Genomic DNA, 20393 nt, shown 5'->3' with positions numbered 1-20393 from the left:
ATTCCGTAACTAAAGGGGTGTGTTGTTTGAGTTCAGATGTCCTGAAAGTGATCGAAGAAAACAAAGAGATGTATATCCGTTGGCTGGTCGACTTTTGCAAGATCCCGAGTGTTGCGGCACAGGGGCGGGGAATGGATGAGGCGGTCCGGTACGTGGAAGAGCTGTTCAGCAAGGAGTTAAAGACATCCTCAGAACGGCTGGAGACAGGAGGCTACCCGGTTGTCTTCTCCGAGATGCCGGGCGCTTCCGACGGGACGGTCAGCTTCTATAACCACTATGACGTGCAGCCGGAAGATCCGGTTGACCTGTGGGAAACGCCTGCATTTGAGCCGAATGTCCGTAATGGCAAGCTGTATGCGCGCGGCGTGGCAGACAACAAAGGCAATCTAATTGCGCGGATGGCCGCGGTGCACGCGCTCCAGCAGGTCAACAAGCAGCTTCCGATGAATGTGAAGTTCATCTTTGAGGGAGAAGAAGAGATCGGAAGCGTCCATTTGCCTGACCTGGTGGACAAGTACTCTGAGAAGCTCTCATCAGACGGATGTGTGTGGGAGTTTGGCTACCGGGACCCTGACGGAACGGTACAGCTTTCACTGGGTGTGAAAGGCATGCTCTATGTGGAGCTGGAGGCGACAGGCGCCACTACGGATCTGCATTCCGCAAACGCCTCGATCATTGAAAACCCTGTTTGGCGGCTTGTCTGGGCGCTGAATACGCTGAAGGACGAGCGGGAGCGGGTGCTCATTCCGGGGTTCTATGACGACATTCAGGAAATCACGGAGTCTGAAGTGGAACTGCTGGAATCCTATCGCTTGGACGAAAAAGCGACTTTGGAAACGCTCGGTCTGGACCGCTTCCTTCTGGATCTGAAAGGCAAGGAGCTGAAGCATAAGCATATTTTCGAGCCGACCTGCAACATCTGCGGCATTGATGGCGGGTACACGGGTGAAGGGTCCAAGACAGTCCTTCCGGCAAAAGCCAAGGCGAAAATCGATTTCCGGCTGGTACCGGGACAGGATCCTAAAAAGATCCTGAACGCCCTGCGGGAACACCTCGACCAACATGGGTTCGAAGACATCACGATCCATGAATGGAGCTCGGAGGTGGCTGCAAGGTCGAAGCCCGAGGAGACATTGGTCCAGGCGATGACGTCGGTGACTGAAAAGGTCAGCGGGAAAGCGCCGAATATCGTCCCGAATACACCGGGAACCGGACCGATGCATGTCCTATGCCAGGCGCTGGGGATTCCATCCGCTTCATTTGGAGTGGGCAATGCGACATCCAACAACCACGCGCCAAACGAAAACATCGGCATTGATGACTATATCGACGGAATCAAGATGGCGGCCATGCTGATTGAAGAGTTTAGTGTCCGTCTCAGTGAAGAAAAGAGCATGGTCCGATGAAGGCGGCAGAAGCAGCAGTTCATCAATTCGAATCGTTACAAGTAAGCCATCCCGATCTCTATCAGGCGGTGCGTGGTGTATTTCCTGAAACCGTCGAGCTCCGCAGGCACATCCGGCAGCATCCGGAACTCGCATTTGAAGAAACTGAAACAGCCAAGCTTGTGGCAGCCAAATTAAGCGAGTGGGGATATGAAGTTCGGACAGGTGTGGGGGGTACCGGCGTCGTCGGTTTGCTGAAAGGAAAGGCGCCAGGCCCTGTCGTCGGACTCCGGGCGGATATGGATGCCTTGCCCATGAATGATGAGATTGAAGAACCTTATAAAAGCAACCGTCCCGGAGTGGCCCATACATGCGGGCACGATGCCCACACAGCCATATTGCTGGGGGTGGCACAAGCCTTTTCAAAAGCGGGGCTTGAAAAAGGCAGCCTGAAAGTGATTTTCCAGCCTGCCGAGGAAATCGGTAAGGGTGCTCAGGCGATGATCAAAGATCAGGCGCTTGAAGATCCGCAAGTGGATGTGATGGCCGGCCTTCACGTGCATCCGACGATCAGGACCGGGGAATTTTCCCTGGCGTCAGCGGAATTCACGTGTGCTGCGGTGGATATTTTCGAACTCCAGTTTAAAGGAAAGGGCGGGCACGCGGCCCATCCGCACCAGACGGTCGATCCGATCATGATTGCTGCCCAGGCACTGGTTGCGCTGCAGCAGATTGTCAGCCGGCAGACAGATCCGCTGGATTCGGTGGTCCTCAGCTTCGGGCAGCTCAAGGCCGGCACGAAAGCGACGATTATCCCTGATACCGTGACGGTGGCAGGAACTGTCCGGACCCTGAAGCCGGAAACAAGGGCTCAGATGGAAGAGAAGATCCGCTCCATCTCGGAAGGGGTGGCAAGAGGGTTTGGCGGGGATTGCACGCTTGACTATCAATACGGCCCGCCTTCCATAAAAGTGGGCGACGTTCCGCGCCGGATGCTGGAAGAAACAATCGGCACGCTCTATGGTCCGGATGCCTTGAAGGAGACGTTGCCTTCGATGGGCGGGGAGGATTTCTCTTATTTCTCCAATGAGGTCCCGTCTGTGTTTTTCCGTCTCGGGACCCGCGGGGAAAATGAGCGCACAGCGTTTCCGAATCACAATTCCCGATTTAATGTGGATGAAGAAGCATTCTTGTACGGCATGTCGGTTTTAATCGCACTGACCAAACAGTTCTTGGAAAACGAAAAGGGGGATTTCAGATGAAGTTCAGGTGGAAAACAGCAGCGGCGTTTCTTAGTCTCGCATTACTGATGGCGGGCTGTTCGGACAACGGGGATACAGAAGGCCAGGAAAGCTCGGAACCGGTAGAACAAAGTGACAGCAAGACACTCGTCGTTGCAAACGGCAGTGACATGGCGACATTTGATATCCATGACCACAACAACACATCGACTGAAGCCGTGCATGTCAATATGTTCAACTATCTGGTCAAGAACGGCGGAGAAGAAGGGTTCCTCCCTGACCTGGCTGAAAGCTGGGAGAACAAGGACGAAACCACTTGGACATTTAAGCTGCGTGAAGGTGTCAAGTTCCATAACGGTGATGACTTCACCGCAGAAGACGTGAAATTCACGCTGGAGCGTGTTGCGAAAGACGATTCCCTCCTTGAATACGGCAACTACAATCAGATCAAAGAGGTCAATGTTCTCGGCGATTACGAAGTGGAGATTGTAACGAACGGTCCGGAGCCGGCATTGCTGAACCGTCTGTCCCGTCTCGGGTCGGGTATGCTGCCGAAAAACTATATCGAATCTGAAGGCTGGGACGTGTTCCTGGAAGAGCCGGTCGGTACAGGCCCGTACAAATTCCAGGAGTGGAAAAAAGACGACCGTCTGACTTTGGTGGCGAACGAAGAGTACTTCGGCGAAGCGCCGAAATGGGACGAGCTCGTATTCAGGGCTATTCCTGAGGACTCCACCCGTGTATCCGAGCTCATGACCGGCGGAGTGGATGTCGCGGTAAACGTCCCGCCGACCGATGTGGAGCGGATTGAAGGAACTGAAGGTGTTCACGTCGAGCAGACGCCGACACAGCGGGTCATGATGCTCGTGCTGAGAACGGCGGAAGGCAATCCGACCAGCGATCCGAAAGTACGTGAAGCGATCGATCTCACAATCGACAAAGAAGCTATCGTTGAATCCCTGATGGGCGGAGCCGGTACGGTGACCCGTACGCGTGTAACGCCGGGCAATACAGGGGCAAACGAGTCCCTGTACGGTACTTCCCTCTATGATCCGGAACGTGCGAAGGAACTGTTGGCGGAAGCGGGTTACGCGGATGGATTGGAGCTGACACTCAGCTCTCCGAACGGCCGTTACCTGAAGGACAAAGAATCGGTTGAGCTCATGAGTGCGATGCTCGGAGAAGTCGGCATCACGATCGATCTGGAGCTACTGGAGTGGAGCGCATTTAACGAAAAGTATCAGAACCGTACATTCGGAGACATGTTCCTTATCGGCTACGGCAACTCGATGTTTGACGCATCGCTCGCACTGGAGCGGCTCACATTCGAGCAGGCTGCCGGCGAGACGGACTACAACAACCCTGAAACGGAACAGCTTCTCGAGACAGCGGAAACCAACATGAATGCTGAAGAACGTTCCGCACAGTATCAGGAAGCACAGGAACTCGTTGCTGAAGACCGTCCGCATATCTACCTTTACCAGCTGGAAGCGATCACGGGCATTAATGACCGGATCGATTATGAGCCTCGTCTGGACGAAATGTTCTATGCCGACTCGGTTAATTTGAAATAACAAAGAGAGGGGCTTCCCCTCTTTTTTGGTTCAGAGGAGGAAAGAGATGAAGTACTTACTGAAGAGCCTTCTAAAAACGATCCCGGTCCTCTTATTGATCACTATGATCGTCTTTGTGCTCATGCGGCTCACCGGGGATCCAGTTTCACTGATGCTCCCTGAAAATGCGACTGCCGAGGAACGCGACACACTCAGGGAATCTCTCGGACTCAATGACCCTCTGCCTGTTCAGTACCTGGCTTTCCTTGGAGATCTGGTGAAAGGGGACTTTGGGGATTCATTCCGGTACAACATGGATGCACTGGATCTGGTGCTGGAGAGGTTGCCCGCGACACTGGAGCTCGCCATTGCCTCGATGATCGTGGCCGTTATCATCTCCGTCCCGCTCGGGATTTTGTCCGCGATCAAGCGGAACAGCGTGCTGGACCTGTTTATCACTGGTGGGGCGGTCGTCGGAAAGGCGATGCCGAACTTCTGGCTGGGGATCATGCTCATCCTGTTCTTCTCGGTGACTTTCCAGCTTCTCCCGGTATCGGGGAGAGGGACACTGGCGCATCTGGTGCTGCCGGCAATCACGCTTGGCACGGGTATTGCTGCCGAGATGACCCGCCTGATCCGGTCGAGCATGCTGGAGATTTTGGGACAGGACTTTATCAGGACCGCGAGGAGCAAAGGTCTCCGTGAAACGGTTGTCGTCAATCAGCATGCGTTCAGAAACGCGCTTATCCCGGTCGTGACGATCATGGCCCTTCAGACGGCCACGCTCGTGGGCGGCACCCTGATCACTGAAACGGTCTTTGCATGGCCGGGCCTCGGGCAACTGCTCGTCCAGGCTGTGAACCTGCGTGACATGGCGGTTGTGCAGGCGGCGACGTTCATCATCGCCATCTTTGTCATCTTAAGTAACCTGAGTGCGGATCTGATCTACCGCTTGCTGGATCCGCGGATCAAATACGAGTAAAGGAGGAGGGACGATGGCGCAAATCACCGAATCTGTCCCCCGTTCATCCAATAAGCCCAAGTCAGCTATTGGCGCCTTATTCCGGAGACTGTTAAGAAGCCGCACGGGGATGCTGGGCCTGGTCATTGTCGTTCTGGTCACGCTAATTGCGATATTCGCTCCATTGCTGGCGGCGCATGATCCCGCGAAAACGGACATCATGAACCGCCTGGTTCCTCCTTTCTGGCTGGATGGTGGGAACATGAGCTATCCGCTCGGCACCGACAACCTCGGGCGTGATGTCCTGAGCCGGATCATCTACGGTTCGCGGGTTTCCCTGCTCGTCGGGATCAGCGCGGTCCTGCTGGCGGGAGCTATCGGAATCGTCATGGGACTGCTTGCCGGGTACTACGGAAAAGCGTGGGATTTCATCATCATGCGCTTGGTCGACTCGTTCCTCGCCATCCCAAGTATCCTGTTTATGCTGATCATCCTTGCTGTCATGGGGCCGAGCCTGATGACCCTGATCCTGGTTCTCGGCGGAACGTCCTGGGTCGTCTACGCCCGGATGGTGAGAAGTGAGACGCTCAGTGTAAAGGAACGGGATTATGTGCGATCGGCAAAGGCGATTGGTGCGCTGGACTTCAGGATCATCGTGAAATATATTCTGCCGAACGTCATTTCTTCGTTTATCGTCATTGCCACACTGAATGTGGCGTCGACCATCATCATGGAAGCGAGCCTGAGCTTTCTCGGGCTCGGCATCCAATCGCCTGATGTTTCCTGGGGACTGATGCTGAGCGACGGCAGGGAGTATATCGCCACAAGTTGGTGGGTAGCGACTTTCCCTGGCCTTGCGATCACCATTACGGTACTCGGAGTCATCTTCTTTGGAGACTGGCTGCGTGATGTGCTCGATCCGAAAATCAAGGACTAATGAAGGGAGGACTCAATATGGGGGAAGAGCTCCTGAAGGTGGATGGACTCAAAGTAAGATTCAAGACAGATGACGGCTATATCACAACAGTCAACGGTGTCTCCTTTTCCGTGAAAAAGGGAGAGACACTGGCGATTGTCGGTGAATCCGGGAGCGGAAAGAGTGTCACATCGCTTGCGCTGATGGGCATTCTGCCGCCGAACGGAGAAGTCGTCGATGGAGACGTAACGTATAAGGATAAGGATTTGAGGACGTTATCCAAGAAGGATTACCGAAAAATCCGCGGGAATGACATCTCCATGATTTTTCAGGAACCGATGACCGCGCTGAACCCGGTGTTCACGATCGGCTTTCAGCTCCGGGAACCGTTGATGCTGCATGAGGGACTCAGTAAAAAAGAAGCTCAGGCACGGGGCGTAGAGATGCTGCGCAACGTCGGCATATCCGATGCCGAAAAGGTTATGGGCAGGTTCCCGCATCAGCTGTCGGGCGGCATGAGGCAGCGTGTCATGATTGCGATGGCCCTATCATGCAATCCGGAGCTGCTCATTGCAGATGAACCGACAACTGCTCTCGACGTGACCATTCAGGCGCAGATCCTGACTTTGCTGAGGAACCTGAAGGAGTCCTCCAACACAAGCATCATGATCATCACCCATGACCTCGGCGTGGTGGCCGAGTTGGCGGACCGGGTGATCGTGATGTATGCCGGGGAAGTCGTGGAAGTGGCGACGGTCCATGAATTGTTCGAATCTCCCCAGCATCCGTACACGAAAGGACTGCTGGATTCCATGCCGAAGATCCATGACGTGGTCAATGAGCTGTATTCAATAGAAGGAACTGTTCCTAATCCGGCGGAAATGCCGCAAGGATGCAAGTTTCACCCGAGATGTCCGTTTGGCGATGAAGAATGTGTCCAAACCCATCCAAATCTGTTGAATGTCAAAGGGGATCATGCGGCGCGATGTATCAAGTTGGCGAAGAAGGAGCTGGTGGTATGACCATCTCTGCAGAACGTGAAGTGATCGTTGAAGTGCGCAATCTCAAAAAGCATTTTGAGATGTCGAATGGATTCTTAAAAAAGACCAAGACGACCGTCCGTGCGGTGGATGGTCTGAACTTTAAAGTTTACGAGGGTGAGACGCTTGGCATCGTCGGGGAATCCGGCTGCGGTAAGTCGACGACCGGTCAACTGCTGCTCGGACTAATGGAAGCAACTGAAGGGGAAATCTATTTCCGTTCAACCGACCTTGCCAGCATGAACAAGGAAGCGCTCAGAAAAGCCCGGAAGGATCTGCAGGTCATCTTTCAGGATCCTTACTCGTCCCTGAATCCAAGAATGACAGTAGGAGAACTTATCGGTGAACCGCTGGTCGTGCATGGTATCATGAGAGGAAAAGCATTGCGGGAGCGCGTCATAGAGCTGATGCAGCTGGTCGGGCTCAGGGAGCACCAGTACGACCGTTTTCCTCATGAGTTCAGCGGAGGTCAGCGGCAACGGATCGGAATTGCCCGGGCACTTGCCTTAAATCCCAAAGTGATTGTTTGTGATGAGGCGGTCTCGGCACTGGATGTCTCGATTCAGGCACAAATCCTGAATCTCCTGAACCGCTTGCAGAAAGAGCTGGATTTAACCTATGTCTTTATTGCACATGGACTTCCGGCTGTCCGGCATATCAGTGACCGCATCGGTGTCATGTATCTCGGGAAGATGGTCGAACTGGCAGGCCGGGATGAATTGTTCAATAATCCGCTTCATCCGTACAGTCATGCCCTGCTGGATGCCGTGCCGATTCCTGATCCCAAGTTCCGGAAAGAGCATGAACTTATAGAAGGGGAAATCCCGAGCCCGAGCAATCCGCCTTCCGGCTGCAGGTTCCATCCGAGATGTCCGTACGCGACGGCAAAGTGCCGGGAAGAAGAGCCGGAATATCGTGAAGTGCTGCCGGATCATTTCATCGCCTGCCATCATCCGCTGCTGGATGAAGACACGAGTATTGTTCCTGCAACACACTGAATTGTCAAAGGAAGTTGAACATGAAAATTCGCATTGGAGCCATTGGCGCATCAGATTCATTAAAACAGATACAGGCGGTCGCCCAGGAAGATCCGAGGATTGAACTGGTAGTCTTTGAATATGAGGAACTGGAGGAACTGGACGCCATCCTGCAGGAAAACCGTCATCGTGTTTCCCAATGGATCTTCTCAGGGCCGTCCCCGTTCCATTATTGCCTGGACAAAGACCTGATCTCATCCAATGAAGGCATGTATCCGCCTGTTCATGGGATGGCGCTTTTGGGAACCTATCTGAACGTCACGAAGGATTTCGGCCGGATGGTCAAAAAGATCAGCCTGGATAAAATGGACGAACAAACAGTCCGTGAGATGTTCAGTGAGTACAATCTCGAAGATGTCCAATTCGAGCTTTGTCCCGAGTTTGGCTTTAGCCAGAACGGGAAACTGATCGAGTTCCATACGACGTGCTATGAAAGTGGCCTGTCCGAAGTGGCACTGACCTGCCACCTGGGGGTGCACCTGGAACTGCAGAAGCGCGGAATCCCGTCCTACCGGATCATTCCGCCGAAACTGGCGATCCGAACAGTTTTCAGGTTGCTTGTCGGCCGAGCCCAGAATGAGGTATACGGCAAACTGAAGATGGCGATTGCCGGTATTGAAGTCATTTGGGGCAAGGAAGATAAAGAAAAGCGAATTCACAGCTTCGGGGAACAAGAAAAACTGCTTGAACTGAAGCTGGAGCTGCTTGGAATCGCCAAACAGGTCAACGGCTCGCTGGTCGACAAGGGAGAAAGCAGCTTCCTGATCTACGCAACGCAGGGAGACTATGAACTGCTCGATTCCTCGGGCGTTTCGTTTGTTGCAAGGGTCGATGAAATCCTGAGGAGACTGTCCCTGGAATACCGCTTCGTGATCGGCATCGGGTTTACGGTGTATGATGCCGAGCAGCACGTTCAGCTCGGATTTGAATATGTCACGGACAATCCGGCGCGGCGTGTAGTCGTTGTCGATGAAGAAAAGACGATCTCTGACTTTGATTCCGGCTATCTTCCAAACTTCTCGGAAGAGCATCTGCCGGAACATTGGAAGACGACACTAATGGAGCATCAGTATAAGCCGGCCATCCCGGCAAAGCTGTATCACTACATGAAGCTGAAGGACCTTGAAGAAATCACAAGTGAAACATTGACCATTATCTTGAAAAACACGGAACGCAACTCCCGGAGAATCTTAAATGAACTGGAACAACTAAAGTTAATCGAAGTGACCAGGGAAGAAAGCTTGGGAAGGCCCGGCCGGCCCCGCAAAGTGTATCGGCTCGTTGAGTGAGCCGGTCAGTGGATTTCAGGTTGTTCGGCGGTGCCATATCCGGCACCGCCTTTTCTTATGAAGGGGAGGGATTTGATCATGGGGATTGATCATACAGAATTGATGAGGACATTGCGTTCGGACAATCGGGTAGAGGCAGGTCTCGCGTATATCGAAGAGGACAATGAGTTCACTACCGCCGAACAGATTGAATTGACCGAAGTGGAAGCACCGACTTTCGAAGAGAAGGTAAAGGGGGAGCTTTATAAAAAGAAGCTCAGCGAACTTGGGATCGAAGACATCAGAACGGATGAAGTGGGCAATGTGTTCGGAATTCGGAAAGGAAGCGGGGATGGCCCCTCGCTTGTCCTATGTGCCCATCTGGATACGGTATTTCCTGCCGGCACAGACGTCAAAGCGAAGTGGAAAGACGGAAAAGTCTATGCACCCGGTATTTCGGATGATGGTCGGGGACTTGCTGCTGTTCTGTCGGTCGTCAGGGCACTTAACCATAGTGAAATTCGGACAGAAGGGGACCTCATCGTCGGAGCAACCGTCGGTGAAGAAGGCCTCGGAGACCTTCGCGGCGTGAAGCATCTGTTTGAAACGAGTAGCGGGATTGACGGGTTTATATCAATTGAACCGGGCAGTCCGGAACGGGTGACGTACCTGGGGACGGGGAGCAAGCGCTATCGGGTGACTTATCGCGGACCGGGCGGACATAGTTTCGGGAATTACGGAACGGCGAGTCCGATTCATGCAATGGGCCGCGCCATCGCCGCAATCTCGCAGATCCGGACAGAAGAGGACCCGAAAACGACCCTGAATGTCGGCGTGATCGGCGGCGGGACCTCTGTCAACACGATTGCGGAAACGGCAGAAATGCTGGTCGACATACGCTCCAATTCCCAAGAAGAGCTGGAGAAGCTGGAAGCCCATGTTCTGGACTTGATCCGCTCCGCCGCAACTGCAGAAAACGAGTTCCGGGAACATCCGGGACAAGTGACCGTTGAGCTGGAGCGTGTCGGAAACCGTCCCGCGGGAAGTCAGTCTGCGGATGCTCCGATTGTCCAGGCCGCAGCGGCCGCGTCGGAAGCCCTCGGGTTCGAACCGATTCTCGATCAAGCATCCAGCACGGATTCCAATGTACCGATCCACCTCGGGATTCCGGCAGTCACGCTCGGTGGAGGCGGGGATTTTGGTGGCTGCCATACACTGAATGAGTACTTCGATCCAGAAGGCGCATTTGTCGGGGTCCAGAAGATTTTCCTTACGGTGCTGGCGCTGGCTGGAATCGAGGGAACGGTGGAGCCGGTGCTGGAAGTCAGGAAGAAAAAGTCGGAAGTTTAAGGGGTGACGGAAGAGATTAATGAGACATTGAAATTAGATAAGTGATTGCGGAAATGGACTGTCCTGTAAGGGCGGTCCATTTTTTGATTCAAACGAATGAGCGGTGAGTGATTACCCTGGAAGAGCGAGTGGTTACGGACGTGTCAGGGGGTCATTTAAATAGAAAAAAGCAGCCGGTCCGGGCTGCTTTTGTCCATTAATCAAAGCTATACTCACAAATCACATGTGCAACGGATTTGGCGGAGATCAACAAGGCGTCTTCATCAATGTCGAACTTCGGATGATGGTTCAGGAAGGGCTTGTCCACCCCTTTGGGTTTGCATCCGATGATATAAAACGTACCTGGGGTCTTTTGGGTATAGTAGGCGAAATCCTCAGAACCCGAGTTGATCGGAATTTCTTTGACGGCCTCAATGACCGGGTCATCCGCTTGTTCCAAAATGGAAACGACTTTGGCGGTGACGGAAGGGTCATTGTAGAGCGGCGGATAATCCGGGACGTAGTTGAGTTCGCATTCGACACCGAACTCTTCCTCGATTCCTCGTGTGATCCGGTGGATTTCCTCCGAGATGACTTTCTGTGTGTCTTCATTCATATAGCGGACGTCGCCCTCGAGTTCGACGCTGTCCTTGATGACGTTGAATGAGCCTTTCCCATCAAACGAGCCGATGGTCACGACGCCCATTTCAAACGGATTCAACCGGCGGCTGACCACCGTTTGGATGGCCGTGATGAAATAGGCGCCCGCAACGATCGAGTCGTTGGATTGGTGGGGGGAGGAGCCGTGGCCGCCTTTGCCTTTGATCACAAGCTTAAAGTACGTTCTGCCGGCCATGGAAAAGCCGCTCCTGTAGCCGATGGTCCCTGTCGGGAGTGCAGGCATCAGATGGGTCCCGAACACGGCATCCAAATCATCCAGAACACCGGATTCGACGATGCTTTTTGCGCCGCCCGGCGGTGTTTCTTCCGCGTGCTGATGGATGATCTTGATCGTCCCGCTGATCGAGTCCTTCAGCTGGATCAGACAGTCGGCCAATACGAGCATGTAAGCCGTATGGCCGTCATGGCCGCATGCGTGCATGACACCCGGATTTTTGGACTTGAACGGAACGTCGGTCTCTTCCTGAATCGGCAACGCATCAAAATCGGCACGCAACCCGATTGTCTTGCCTTCTTTCCCGCCCTTGATCGTCACGATAATCCCATAGCCGTTCCCGACATTGGTCTGGATCTCGACGTCCTTGCCTTTGTAAAAGTCCTCGATGTATTTTGCGGTTTTTTCTTCCTTAAAGGACAGTTCAGGGTTTTCGTGGAGATGCCTCCGGATCTGGATCGTTTCTTCTTTCCGGTCTTCCAGCATGGATAGCAATTGCTGCTTGAGCGTCTGATTTTCGTTCGATGTGTTCGAAGTCGTCATTTGTCTCCCGCCTTTTCTGATTTTGCCTTCTCTAATAGTATACAAGCTGCGACTGTCCCGAGTGCATAAGTGGAGGTATGGAGTCGATTCCGCAAACGTCGTAATTCCGTCAGTTCCCACCTACAGGTACCCGAATTCCTACCAGGGGGTACCTGAGTTCCTACCAAGAGGGATGTGAGTTCCTGCCAAGTGGCGATAGGGCGAGTAAATTGGATGAACCGAGAGAAGGGAGTATCCCCCTCTGAAGCGAACTATTTAAGGAGAATCACAAGGGGGAATGAACATGCGACTGGCAACAGTGAAACTTGAGGGGAACGAAGCAGCGGTCATCATTGCAGGGGAGAAGGCAGTGTTGGTTGAAGAGGTGAACAAGGCTGAGGGGAAGAAGTGGGCCACTTCGTTATTTGGGATTATCGATTCCGGTCAGCTCGGTGAAATGACCGACTGGTACAACCGGGAAGGGAAAGAGAAAATCTTGAGCGGGGCGATTGTAGGGGAGGATACGGCGTCTCTCGACTACCAGCCACTGTATCGCAATCCGTCGAAAATCTGGGGGATTGGACTCAATTATGTGGACCACGCTTCGGATCTGGGTGAAGTCGCACCGAACACGGAGCCGGCAAGCTTCATGAAACCGACGACGTCGATCATCGGACCGGGTGAGAGCATCAACATTCCCCGCCAGTCCGAGCGGACAACCGCTGAAGCCGAGCTGGGGGTCATCATCGGCAAGGTCTGCAAGGATGTGGAAGAAGCGGACGCGATGGACTATATCGCCGGCTATACAACAATCATCGACATGACAGCCGAGGACATCCTCCAGCGCAACCCGCGGTACCTGACCCGCTCAAAGAGCTTTGACACATTCTTCAGCTTCGGCCCGCAGTTTGTCACCCCCGATGAAGTGGAAGACCTCATGAAACTGGAAGTCTCCACGGTGATCAATGGTGAACTCCACCGGAAGAACACCGTCGACCATATGACATTTAATCCTCTGAACCTCGTGTCGTTCCACTCGAAGGTCATGACGCTATTGCCTGGGGATATCATCTCAACAGGAACACCGGGAGCGGTCGTGATCAATGATGGCGATGTGGTGGAGTGCCGGATTGAGGGGTTTGAGCCGTTGGTGAACCATGTGAGGGACCTCAAGGTTAAAGCAAAGGAAGAGCTGGCGGCGGAGGCGGGAGTCTAATGTCTTGTTGATGGATCTAATAGATATAAAAAGCAGCCCACGAGGCTGCTTTTCTAGTTCATGGCAGACAGCACTTACACATTTAATTCGAACCGTGTTGAATCGCTAGATAAAAGGAAGGGTCCCTCACAAAAACGGGATTTGTTGGGTGAAATCCCAAAACAAACTTGAATATTGACTGATATTTTGAAATGATTAATATGTTCAAATGAAGGGGGAGAAAACATGAATGAGCAGTCAAAAAAAGGGGTGGAGTGATCGATTTCTAACGAAGCTCGAGGTAGCCGGTAATAAACTTCCTGATCCTAGTGTGTTGTTCATCATTATGTCTGTGGCTATTCTTTTAGCTTCGGCAGTCGCCGGAATCTTTAATGTAAAGGCAAAGAATCCTGCGACGGGTGAAACGATTGAAGCGGTCAATCTTTTGTCGAGTGAGGGGCTTGTGCTCATCTTGTCGGAAAGCATCAATAACTTTATTGAATTTCCTGCACTCGGCATGGTATTGGTCGTCATGATCGGCATAGGGATTGCTGAAAAGACGGGCTACTTCGAGGCGCTCATGAAGCGCACGATTGAAATCACTCCAGAGAAATTCATTCTGCCGACTGTGATTTTCGTTGGCATTATCAGTAACGTGGCCGGAGATGCGGGTCCTGTCATCTTGCCGCCGATTGCTGCAATGGTTCTGATGCGAATTGGTTACCATCCGTTTGTCGGATTATTGGTCGCTTATGCAGCAACGAATGGCGCGTTTTCTGCGAATATCATTCTGGGAATGACCGATGCTCTGGCACTTGGGTTCACGGAAAAAAGCGCGCAGTTGGTTGACAGCGATTACACAGGTAACATTGCAATGAACTATTACTTTATCGCTGCTTCTAGTTTCTTGTTGGTGTTGGTCTTGTATTTTGTGACTAAAAAAGTGGTCAGTCCGAGACTGGGTACATATGAGGGAGTTAGTTTCACTCACGAGAAGATATCGGACCGGGAAGTATCGGCACTTCGCTGGGCCAATATCTCTGTCGTTGTCGCAGCAATTGCTCTCTTACTTCTTGTCATTCCGGAAAATGGGATTTTGAGAAACCCGGAGACGGGCTCAATCATTAACGATTCACCGTTTATGAACTCAGCGGTCTTTCTCATCACCATTTTGTTCTTTATTCCGGGGCTTGTTTTCGGACTGAAAGCGAAAACGCTGAAGTCGACAAAGGATTTTGGTGATATCTTAGCGGATTCAATGGGAACGATGGGCGGCTATATCGTCCTGGTGTTCTTCGCGGCACAAATGCTTGCCTATTTTGAATGGAGCAATCTTGGGCCGATTATCGCGGTGTATGGTGCTCAACTTCTGGAGTCGATCAACCTCTCCGGTATTCCGCTGTTTATCAGCTTCATCCTTATTGTAGGATTAATCAACCTTTTGATCGGCAGTGCTTCTGCGAAATGGGCAATTCTCGCACCGGTGTTTGTCCCGATGTTTATGTTCTTGGGGTACGATCCTGCATTCACGCAAATGGTTTACAGGGTCGGGGATTCATTCTCGAACCCGATATCACCAATGTTGCCGTTCCTTCCGTTGTTGTTGACCTTTGCCAAGAAGTATGACAAAGACGTCAAGCTGGGGACATTGATCGCCAATCTGTTGCCGTATTCGATTGCCATTCTGATTGTATGGATCATCTTCCTGATTGTATGGTATCTGCTTGGCATTCCGGTGGGACCAGGAGGACCGATTTATTTGGAACAATAAGGACAGATCAATAAAGGATAGAGGAGAGATAGAATGCAATTTGATCATCAGATCGCTGAAGTCATGGATGATGTGATGGACTGGAGAAGGACGCTGCATCAAAACCCGGAATTGTCTTTTCAGGAGCATTGGACCAGTTCCTATATCGCAGAAGAACTGAAGAAGATGGGCAACATCGAAGTCCTGCGTCCGACTGAGACAAGTGTACTTGGAATCATCAAAGGCGAGAAGCCGGGCAGAAAAGTGGGGTTGCGCGCAGATATCGATGCACTCCCGATTCAGGAGGAGCGGGAAGGAATCGATTACCTCTCAAAGAACGAAGGCGTCATGCACGCTTGTGGCCATGATGGCCATGCATCCATTTTGCTCGGTGCGGCAAAGGTATTCGCTCGAAACGCGGATAAATTACACGGGGAAATCTATCTGATTTTCCAGCACGCCGAAGAAGTGCCTCCTGGTGGCGCGATCGAGATGGTGCGGACCGGCCTCTTCGATGATCTGGACTTTGTATTTGGACAGCATTTGTTTACCCCTATCGAACTAGGGAAGATCGGCATTAAGAATGGCCCGATCATGGCAAACTCAGATACTTTTGACCTGACAATCCAGGGCCGGGGCGGGCATGCTGCGGAACCGGAATTTTCTGTGGATCCTATTGTGGTGGGGGCGAAGATCATCGACCATTTTCAGACGATCGTCTCCCGCATCACTTCTCCCCTAGATTCAGTCGTCATCTCCACCACCAACTTCCATTCCGGAACGGCAAAAAATATCATCCCGGATAAGGCGGTTCTCGAAGGAAGTGTGCGTACCATATCTGATAAAACCAGATATTTGGTGAAAGAGAAAATGGAGCAGGCGGTTAAAAGCACCTGCGAATTTTACGGGGCACAATATGAGTTTTCGTTCGATTTGGGATACGACAGCCTGATCAATGATGAGAAATCGACAAACCGGGTACGTGAAATTGCCACTCAAATATTCGGTAATCGCGTCTTTGAATATCCGTTGGAACTCGGAGGAGAAGACTTTTCGGCCTTCTCGAGGAAAATTCCAGGGACGTATATTTACATTGGTGCTGGAAATGCGGAAACTGACACCGAATATCCGCATCACCACCCCAAGTTCGCATTTGATGATGACGCACTGATTGATGGGATAAAGGCGATGGTTTATGTGGGGTATGAGATGAGTAAGGGAAAAGCATGAAATGATTGGTATATAAAGCGGCCGGATGGGAATCGATTCAGATTCCATCCGGCCCTTTAAGTCCCGCGCACCCATTTCATACGAATCCAAGTATGTAACATTACAGTAGCGAGTGGTTACCCGGCTGTAGTGAGTGCTTACGAAATGATGGGGCATAGACTTCTTCCACCACTTGAACAAAGGCTTTCAACGCAAAAGATTGGTACGCCTTTTCATTGGTGATCATGCCAATCTGCCATTTAAGGTCAGGTTCATGCAACGGGATTGTAGAAATATCGATATTGTTCAGCTTATTGGCTAATACCCGTGGCACTACAGAAATCCCCATGCCGGCCGATACCAATTCAAGAACCAGATCCCACTGTGTGCTTTCCATGGCGACTTGGGGAACGAATCCTGTTTCTTTACAGGCGTTAACGACATGGCGATGCAGGGCGAACGACTTTTCAAAGAGAATAAATTTTTCATTCTCCAGTTCAATTAGAGAAATGACTTCTCTATTGGATAAAGGGTGAGTTGATGGGACACAGACCACAAATTGATCTTCGTAGATTCTCATGATGTTCAGATTGGGGTTTTGGACTGGCAACACAACAAAGGCTACATCAAGGTTCTCTTTTTCTACCAATCGCTCTGTCACTAATCCTCCTTTTTCTTCGATTTGTATGGTCACGCCCGGATAGCGTTCTGAGAACACCCTCCATACAGAGGGGAAGAGGAAGGTCCCGATAATCTGCGGAAGTCCGATGGAGATGGTGCCGACCATAATTTCGGATAACTCGTTTAGTTTTAGTTGCATTTGCTGGATCACCGTTAGTTGGGATTTGCTGTATTGGTAGACGATTTCCCCGGCATCCGTTAAAGATAATTGTTTTTTGTTCCGATTAAATAAGACTAGCCCCAATTCCAGTTCCAAACGTTGGATGGTTTTGCTAATGGATGGTTGTGCGATAAAGAGCCGTTCACCTGCTTTTGTAAAACTCCTTTGTTCTGCCACTTCCCGAAATATATTGAGATCTCTGGTACTGAAATTCTTTATATCCATGGTTCCATCCCCTTTTAAGTATTCCGAAATGGAATACATAGAATGACAATGATGTATTTCACATTATATATCCCCCTGCTTACTATTGAAATATACAGAATAGTTAGAGGGAGGGAAAATGATTGCGAAAACTTCATGCATTATTGATCGGCCTCTTCTTTGTTTGCTATGCTCTAACGTTTTTACCGAACTTCGGCATCTTTAACAATTTGGATTTTGTCGGATTCTTGCCCCAGTCACTTGCTTGGGTTCTACTATTGAATGCAATCAATACGGTAATCATCTTCATTGTGTACTTTAAGTTCTTCAAGCCCTTTTCTGAAAGGGCTTCCAAGGAATTTGAAAATCTCGAAGAAGGGGAGGGAGTGAAATGAGTCAGGCTGCCATTACAATCATTGTCTTAGTGATCTTTTTGGCAATTCTCTTGTTGATCAGTAATTTCGCTTCGAAAGAGAATGCCGCGACCCCGAGTGACTTCTTCCTGGCGAATCGTGGTCTTGGAACAATTGTGATGACGATGACTACAGGGGCGAGCTACTTCAGTACATGGACATTATTAGGGGCAATCGGTTCACATTATCGGGACGGGGTCTGGTTCGCGGCATTTGCTGCCTGGGCAGTTGTCCATGCGTTGTTCATCTGGCTGTTTGGCTCGAGAATTTGGTATCTCGGCAGGAAACACAATTTCATTACTCCAGGCGACATGATGGAAAAGTATTTCAAGAGTCCTGGACTGCGGTTGCTGTTTGCGATTGTAGGAATTGTTGGTCTTGTCCCTTACATGCTGATCCAAATTACTGGCGGTGCATTTGCGCTTAACAGTTTGACGGATAATGAGATTCCTTACTGGGTTGGCGTCATGATTATGGGTGCCTTTGTTGGAATCATCGTCACGCTTAGTGGGGGAAGGGGGGCTGCCTGGTCAGATACATTCATGGGCTTCTTCTTCGGAACTGTACTTGTATTAATCACTGTCATTTTTGTTAGCCGCTCTGGGGGCTTTGAGGCATTTAATAGTCTACAGGCAACTGCCCCTGATATCTTAGTGAATAAAGGGAACTTCTGGGGCATTGCGGAAACAGCGTTGGGGCTTGGATTCGGATTCTGGATCATGCCGCATATGTGGCAGAAGTTCTATTCTGCCAAGTCGCCGATGATTCTGGCCAAGACGTCGATTATCACACCATTTTGGAATTCCTGGCTGATGGCACTCAGTGCGCTATTTATCGGCATGCTTGCCCATACACCAGGGTTGGTTCCGGGACTGACAACAGAAACGAGCGACCGGATCATCCCGCTGTTCTTCTCTTCTTACGCCCCACTCTTTGGCTCGGTCGTCGTGGCAGCGGTTATCGCAGCGGGAATTTCCACGGTTAACAGTGCATTGCTTTCTTCAGCGAGCTTATTGGTCAATGATTTGGTCGTCCGCTTTATGAAAAAAGATGTCTCTTTGGCTAAAACAACATTTATTGCTAAGGCGACTGTTTTGTTCATGACATTACTTATTATCGTGATATCGTTCATTCCAGCAGCTCAAGGTTTCCTGGTACCTGTGGCAGCGTTGGGCTACGGTATTGTCCTGCAATTGGTACCGGCTGCTTTGGGGCCTCTCTACTGGCAACGTGGAACCAAAATGGGGGCAATTGCATCCATTATCGTTGGTGAGGCCACATTGACACTTATCTATCTGTTCGGTTCTCCGCTTCCGCTCGGTCCGGCAACATCAGGGCTGTTCCTCGGCCTGCTGACCTTTGTCATCGTCAGCCTCGCTACACAGGATCAGGATGATACAGTGAAAAGCGAGTTCCATGACGATTTAAAGAAAGTCTATTTCCCTGAATCAATAGAAGAAGACTACTCAATAGAGAAAAAAGGAGTCGGTCCAGTTGGAAACGAAACAACCATTTAAAGTCGCGGTCGTGCAGGCAGGATCCATCGTGTTCGATAAAGAGAACTCAGTCAACAAGGCGGTAGAGTTGATTAAAGAAGCAGGGGAAAACGATGCGAAGATCATCTTGTTCCCCGAGGCCTTCCTTTCGGCTTATCCTAGAGGCATGTCGTTTGGAACAAAAGTCGGAAGCCGGGATGCATATGGCAGAAGTGATTTCCAACGATATTCGGAAAGCTCGATCACTATCCCAGGTCCGGAAACCGACCAGATTGGAAAAGCAGCAAAAGAAGCTGGTGCATATGTCGTGATGGGCGTGATTGAGAAAGATCCGGAATACAGCGGGGGAACGCTATACTGCACCGTTGTCTTTATCGATCCGAGCGGAGAGGTGATCGGCAAGCACCGAAAGCTGAAACCAACCGGAACGGAGCGGCTCGTATGGGGCGAGGGAGACGGCAGCACGATGCCTGTCTTTGATACGCCATATGGCCGGATCGGCTCCCTCATCTGCTGGGAAAACTATATGCCGCTTGCGCGGATGGCAATGTATCAAAAGGGCGTACAGATCTATCTGGCCCCGACTGCTGACGGAAGAGATACCTGGTTCTCCACTATGCGGCACATCGCCTGTGAAGGCAGATGCTTTGTGTTATCGAGTAACCAGTACTCGACAAAAGACATGTATCCGGAAGACATCGTAGAAAGAGAACTTGGCGAATTCGACCACGAAATGACACGTGGCGGAAGCTGCATCGTGGATCCATTGGGAGAATTCATCGTTGAGCCGGTGATTGGAAAAGAGGATATTCTGTATGCAGACATCGACCTGTCCAAAATCACCGAAGCTCAGTTTGACTTCGATGTTGTCGGACATTACTCTAGGCCAGATGTATTTAAGTTTGAGGTGAATGAGGAAGCGTTGAAGTGAGGAAGACTGTGACTCCCAGGAGGAAGGGTTCCTGGGGGTTTTTAATATTATTTCATGGGAGCTTTGTATTAAGTCCATTTAAGGCGCCCCTAAATACATAGTAGGCTACTCAAAAGCTCCTGCATAAGAGACATTATCCAAACGCTGACTGGGCAGGTACGAAGTCAAGTATATTCATTTAAAAGGTAAGAAAAGAATAAAAATTTA

The 20393-nt window shown here is 51.1% G+C and carries 16 protein-coding genes; 14 read left to right on the top strand and 2 right to left on the bottom strand.

Annotation, left to right across the window (positions count from 1 at the left end):
• Window positions 1–26: 26 nt before the first annotated feature.
• The 9 genes from BMX91_RS03695 (at window position 27) to BMX91_RS03655 (ending at window position 10751) form a co-directional block, all read left to right on the top strand.
• On the top strand, window positions 27–1406 hold the full coding sequence (locus BMX91_RS03695; RefSeq protein WP_245744230.1) for a M20/M25/M40 family metallo-hydrolase: 1380 nt from the start codon (window positions 27–29) through the stop codon (window positions 1404–1406).
• The gene (locus BMX91_RS03690; protein ID WP_092050057.1) at window positions 1403–2647 is read left to right on the top strand and encodes a M20 metallopeptidase family protein; all 1245 of its coding nucleotides are present in this window, start codon (window positions 1403–1405) and stop codon (window positions 2645–2647) included. Before BMX91_RS03695 ends, BMX91_RS03690 begins: the two co-directional genes overlap by 4 nt.
• Window positions 2644–4200, top strand: a complete 1557-nt coding sequence (locus BMX91_RS03685; RefSeq protein WP_092050055.1) for an ABC transporter substrate-binding protein — start codon at window positions 2644–2646, stop codon at window positions 4198–4200. The genes BMX91_RS03690 and BMX91_RS03685 overlap by 4 nt, the downstream gene beginning before the upstream one ends.
• Before the next feature lie 46 nt (window positions 4201–4246).
• Window positions 4247–5161, top strand: coding sequence for an ABC transporter permease (locus BMX91_RS03680; protein ID WP_092050053.1), 915 nt, complete (start codon window positions 4247–4249; stop codon window positions 5159–5161).
• A 13-nt stretch (window positions 5162–5174) separates the two neighbouring features.
• The gene (locus BMX91_RS03675; protein WP_092050052.1) at window positions 5175–6077 is read left to right on the top strand and encodes an ABC transporter permease; all 903 of its coding nucleotides are present in this window, start codon (window positions 5175–5177) and stop codon (window positions 6075–6077) included.
• A gap of 17 nt (window positions 6078–6094) precedes the next feature.
• Window positions 6095–7078 (top strand): ABC transporter ATP-binding protein, encoded by a 984-nt coding sequence (locus BMX91_RS03670; RefSeq protein WP_092050050.1) that lies wholly within the window; start codon window positions 6095–6097, stop codon window positions 7076–7078.
• On the top strand, window positions 7075–8094 hold the full coding sequence (locus BMX91_RS03665) for an ABC transporter ATP-binding protein (protein WP_092050048.1): 1020 nt from the start codon (window positions 7075–7077) through the stop codon (window positions 8092–8094). Before BMX91_RS03670 ends, BMX91_RS03665 begins: the two co-directional genes overlap by 4 nt.
• A 20-nt stretch (window positions 8095–8114) precedes the next feature.
• Window positions 8115–9422 carry a hypothetical protein gene (locus tag BMX91_RS03660; protein ID WP_092050046.1) on the top strand — a complete coding sequence of 436 codons (1308 nt, stop codon included), beginning with the start codon at window positions 8115–8117 and terminating at the stop codon, window positions 9420–9422.
• 78 nt (window positions 9423–9500) lie between these two features.
• Complete coding sequence (locus BMX91_RS03655) at window positions 9501–10751, top strand: M20/M25/M40 family metallo-hydrolase (protein WP_245744229.1); 1251 nt, start codon at window positions 9501–9503, stop codon at window positions 10749–10751.
• A gap of 196 nt (window positions 10752–10947) precedes the next feature.
• On the opposite strand, the gene BMX91_RS03650 is transcribed toward BMX91_RS03655, so the two are convergent.
• Window positions 10948–12168 carry a M20 family metallopeptidase gene (locus BMX91_RS03650; RefSeq protein ID WP_092050044.1) on the bottom strand — a complete coding sequence of 407 codons (1221 nt, stop codon included), beginning with the start codon at window positions 12166–12168 and terminating at the stop codon, window positions 10948–10950.
• Window positions 12169–12451: 283 nt separating this feature from the next.
• Here BMX91_RS03650 and BMX91_RS03645 point away from each other — a divergent pair, with 283 nt between their 5' ends.
• The 3 genes from BMX91_RS03645 (at window position 12452) to BMX91_RS03635 (ending at window position 16322) form a co-directional block, all read left to right on the top strand.
• Window positions 12452–13363, top strand: coding sequence for a fumarylacetoacetate hydrolase family protein (locus BMX91_RS03645; protein ID WP_092050042.1), 912 nt, complete (start codon window positions 12452–12454; stop codon window positions 13361–13363).
• 229 nt (window positions 13364–13592) lie between these two features.
• Window positions 13593–15113: an AbgT family transporter gene (locus BMX91_RS03640; RefSeq protein WP_092050040.1), complete on the top strand. Its 1521-nt coding sequence runs from the start codon at window positions 13593–13595 to the stop codon at window positions 15111–15113.
• A 33-nt stretch (window positions 15114–15146) separates the two neighbouring features.
• On the top strand, window positions 15147–16322 hold the full coding sequence (locus tag BMX91_RS03635; protein WP_092050039.1) for a M20 metallopeptidase family protein: 1176 nt from the start codon (window positions 15147–15149) through the stop codon (window positions 16320–16322).
• Between the two features lie 100 nt (window positions 16323–16422).
• Here BMX91_RS03635 and BMX91_RS03630 read toward each other — a convergent pair whose 3' ends face one another.
• A complete protein-coding gene (locus BMX91_RS03630) occupies window positions 16423–17367 on the bottom strand; it encodes a LysR family transcriptional regulator (RefSeq protein WP_177168253.1) in 945 nt (314 codons plus the stop codon).
• Window positions 17368–17737: 370 nt separating this feature from the next.
• On the opposite strand from BMX91_RS03630, the gene BMX91_RS03620 reads away from it, so the two are divergent.
• Window positions 17738–19276, top strand: coding sequence for a sodium:solute symporter family protein (locus tag BMX91_RS03620; RefSeq protein WP_092050034.1), 1539 nt, complete (start codon window positions 17738–17740; stop codon window positions 19274–19276).
• Window positions 19254–20186 (top strand): carbon-nitrogen hydrolase family protein, encoded by a 933-nt coding sequence (locus BMX91_RS03615; protein WP_092050032.1) that lies wholly within the window; start codon window positions 19254–19256, stop codon window positions 20184–20186. Before BMX91_RS03620 ends, BMX91_RS03615 begins: the two co-directional genes overlap by 23 nt.
• The last annotated feature ends 207 nt before the right edge of the window (window positions 20187–20393 follow it).

This window comes from Bhargavaea ginsengi (genome assembly GCF_900109165.1).
Taxonomy (GTDB): domain Bacteria; phylum Bacillota; class Bacilli; order Bacillales_A; family Planococcaceae; genus Bhargavaea; species Bhargavaea ginsengi.
This window is presented reverse-complemented; position numbering and strand designations above follow the sequence as displayed.

Coding starts and splice junctions, on each gene's coding strand:
- BMX91_RS03665 (WP_092050048.1), top strand. CDS start 7,075: ATGACCATCTCTGCAGAACGTGAAGTGATCGTTGAAGTGCGCAATCTC.
- BMX91_RS03640 (WP_092050040.1), top strand. CDS start 13,593: ATGAGCAGTCAAAAAAAGGGGTGGAGTGATCGATTTCTAACGAAGCTC.
- BMX91_RS03670 (WP_092050050.1), top strand. CDS start 6,095: ATGGGGGAAGAGCTCCTGAAGGTGGATGGACTCAAAGTAAGATTCAAG.
- BMX91_RS03675 (WP_092050052.1), top strand. CDS start 5,175: ATGGCGCAAATCACCGAATCTGTCCCCCGTTCATCCAATAAGCCCAAG.
- BMX91_RS03690 (WP_092050057.1), top strand. CDS start 1,403: ATGAAGGCGGCAGAAGCAGCAGTTCATCAATTCGAATCGTTACAAGTA.
- BMX91_RS03680 (WP_092050053.1), top strand. CDS start 4,247: ATGAAGTACTTACTGAAGAGCCTTCTAAAAACGATCCCGGTCCTCTTA.
- BMX91_RS03635 (WP_092050039.1), top strand. CDS start 15,147: ATGCAATTTGATCATCAGATCGCTGAAGTCATGGATGATGTGATGGAC.
- BMX91_RS03645 (WP_092050042.1), top strand. CDS start 12,452: ATGCGACTGGCAACAGTGAAACTTGAGGGGAACGAAGCAGCGGTCATC.
- BMX91_RS03660 (WP_092050046.1), top strand. CDS start 8,115: ATGAAAATTCGCATTGGAGCCATTGGCGCATCAGATTCATTAAAACAG.
- BMX91_RS03620 (WP_092050034.1), top strand. CDS start 17,738: ATGAGTCAGGCTGCCATTACAATCATTGTCTTAGTGATCTTTTTGGCA.
- BMX91_RS03650 (WP_092050044.1), bottom strand. CDS start 12,168: ATGACGACTTCGAACACATCGAACGAAAATCAGACGCTCAAGCAGCAA.
- BMX91_RS03630 (WP_177168253.1), bottom strand. CDS start 17,367: ATGGATATAAAGAATTTCAGTACCAGAGATCTCAATATATTTCGGGAA.
- BMX91_RS03685 (WP_092050055.1), top strand. CDS start 2,644: ATGAAGTTCAGGTGGAAAACAGCAGCGGCGTTTCTTAGTCTCGCATTA.
- BMX91_RS03655 (WP_245744229.1), top strand. CDS start 9,501: ATGGGGATTGATCATACAGAATTGATGAGGACATTGCGTTCGGACAAT.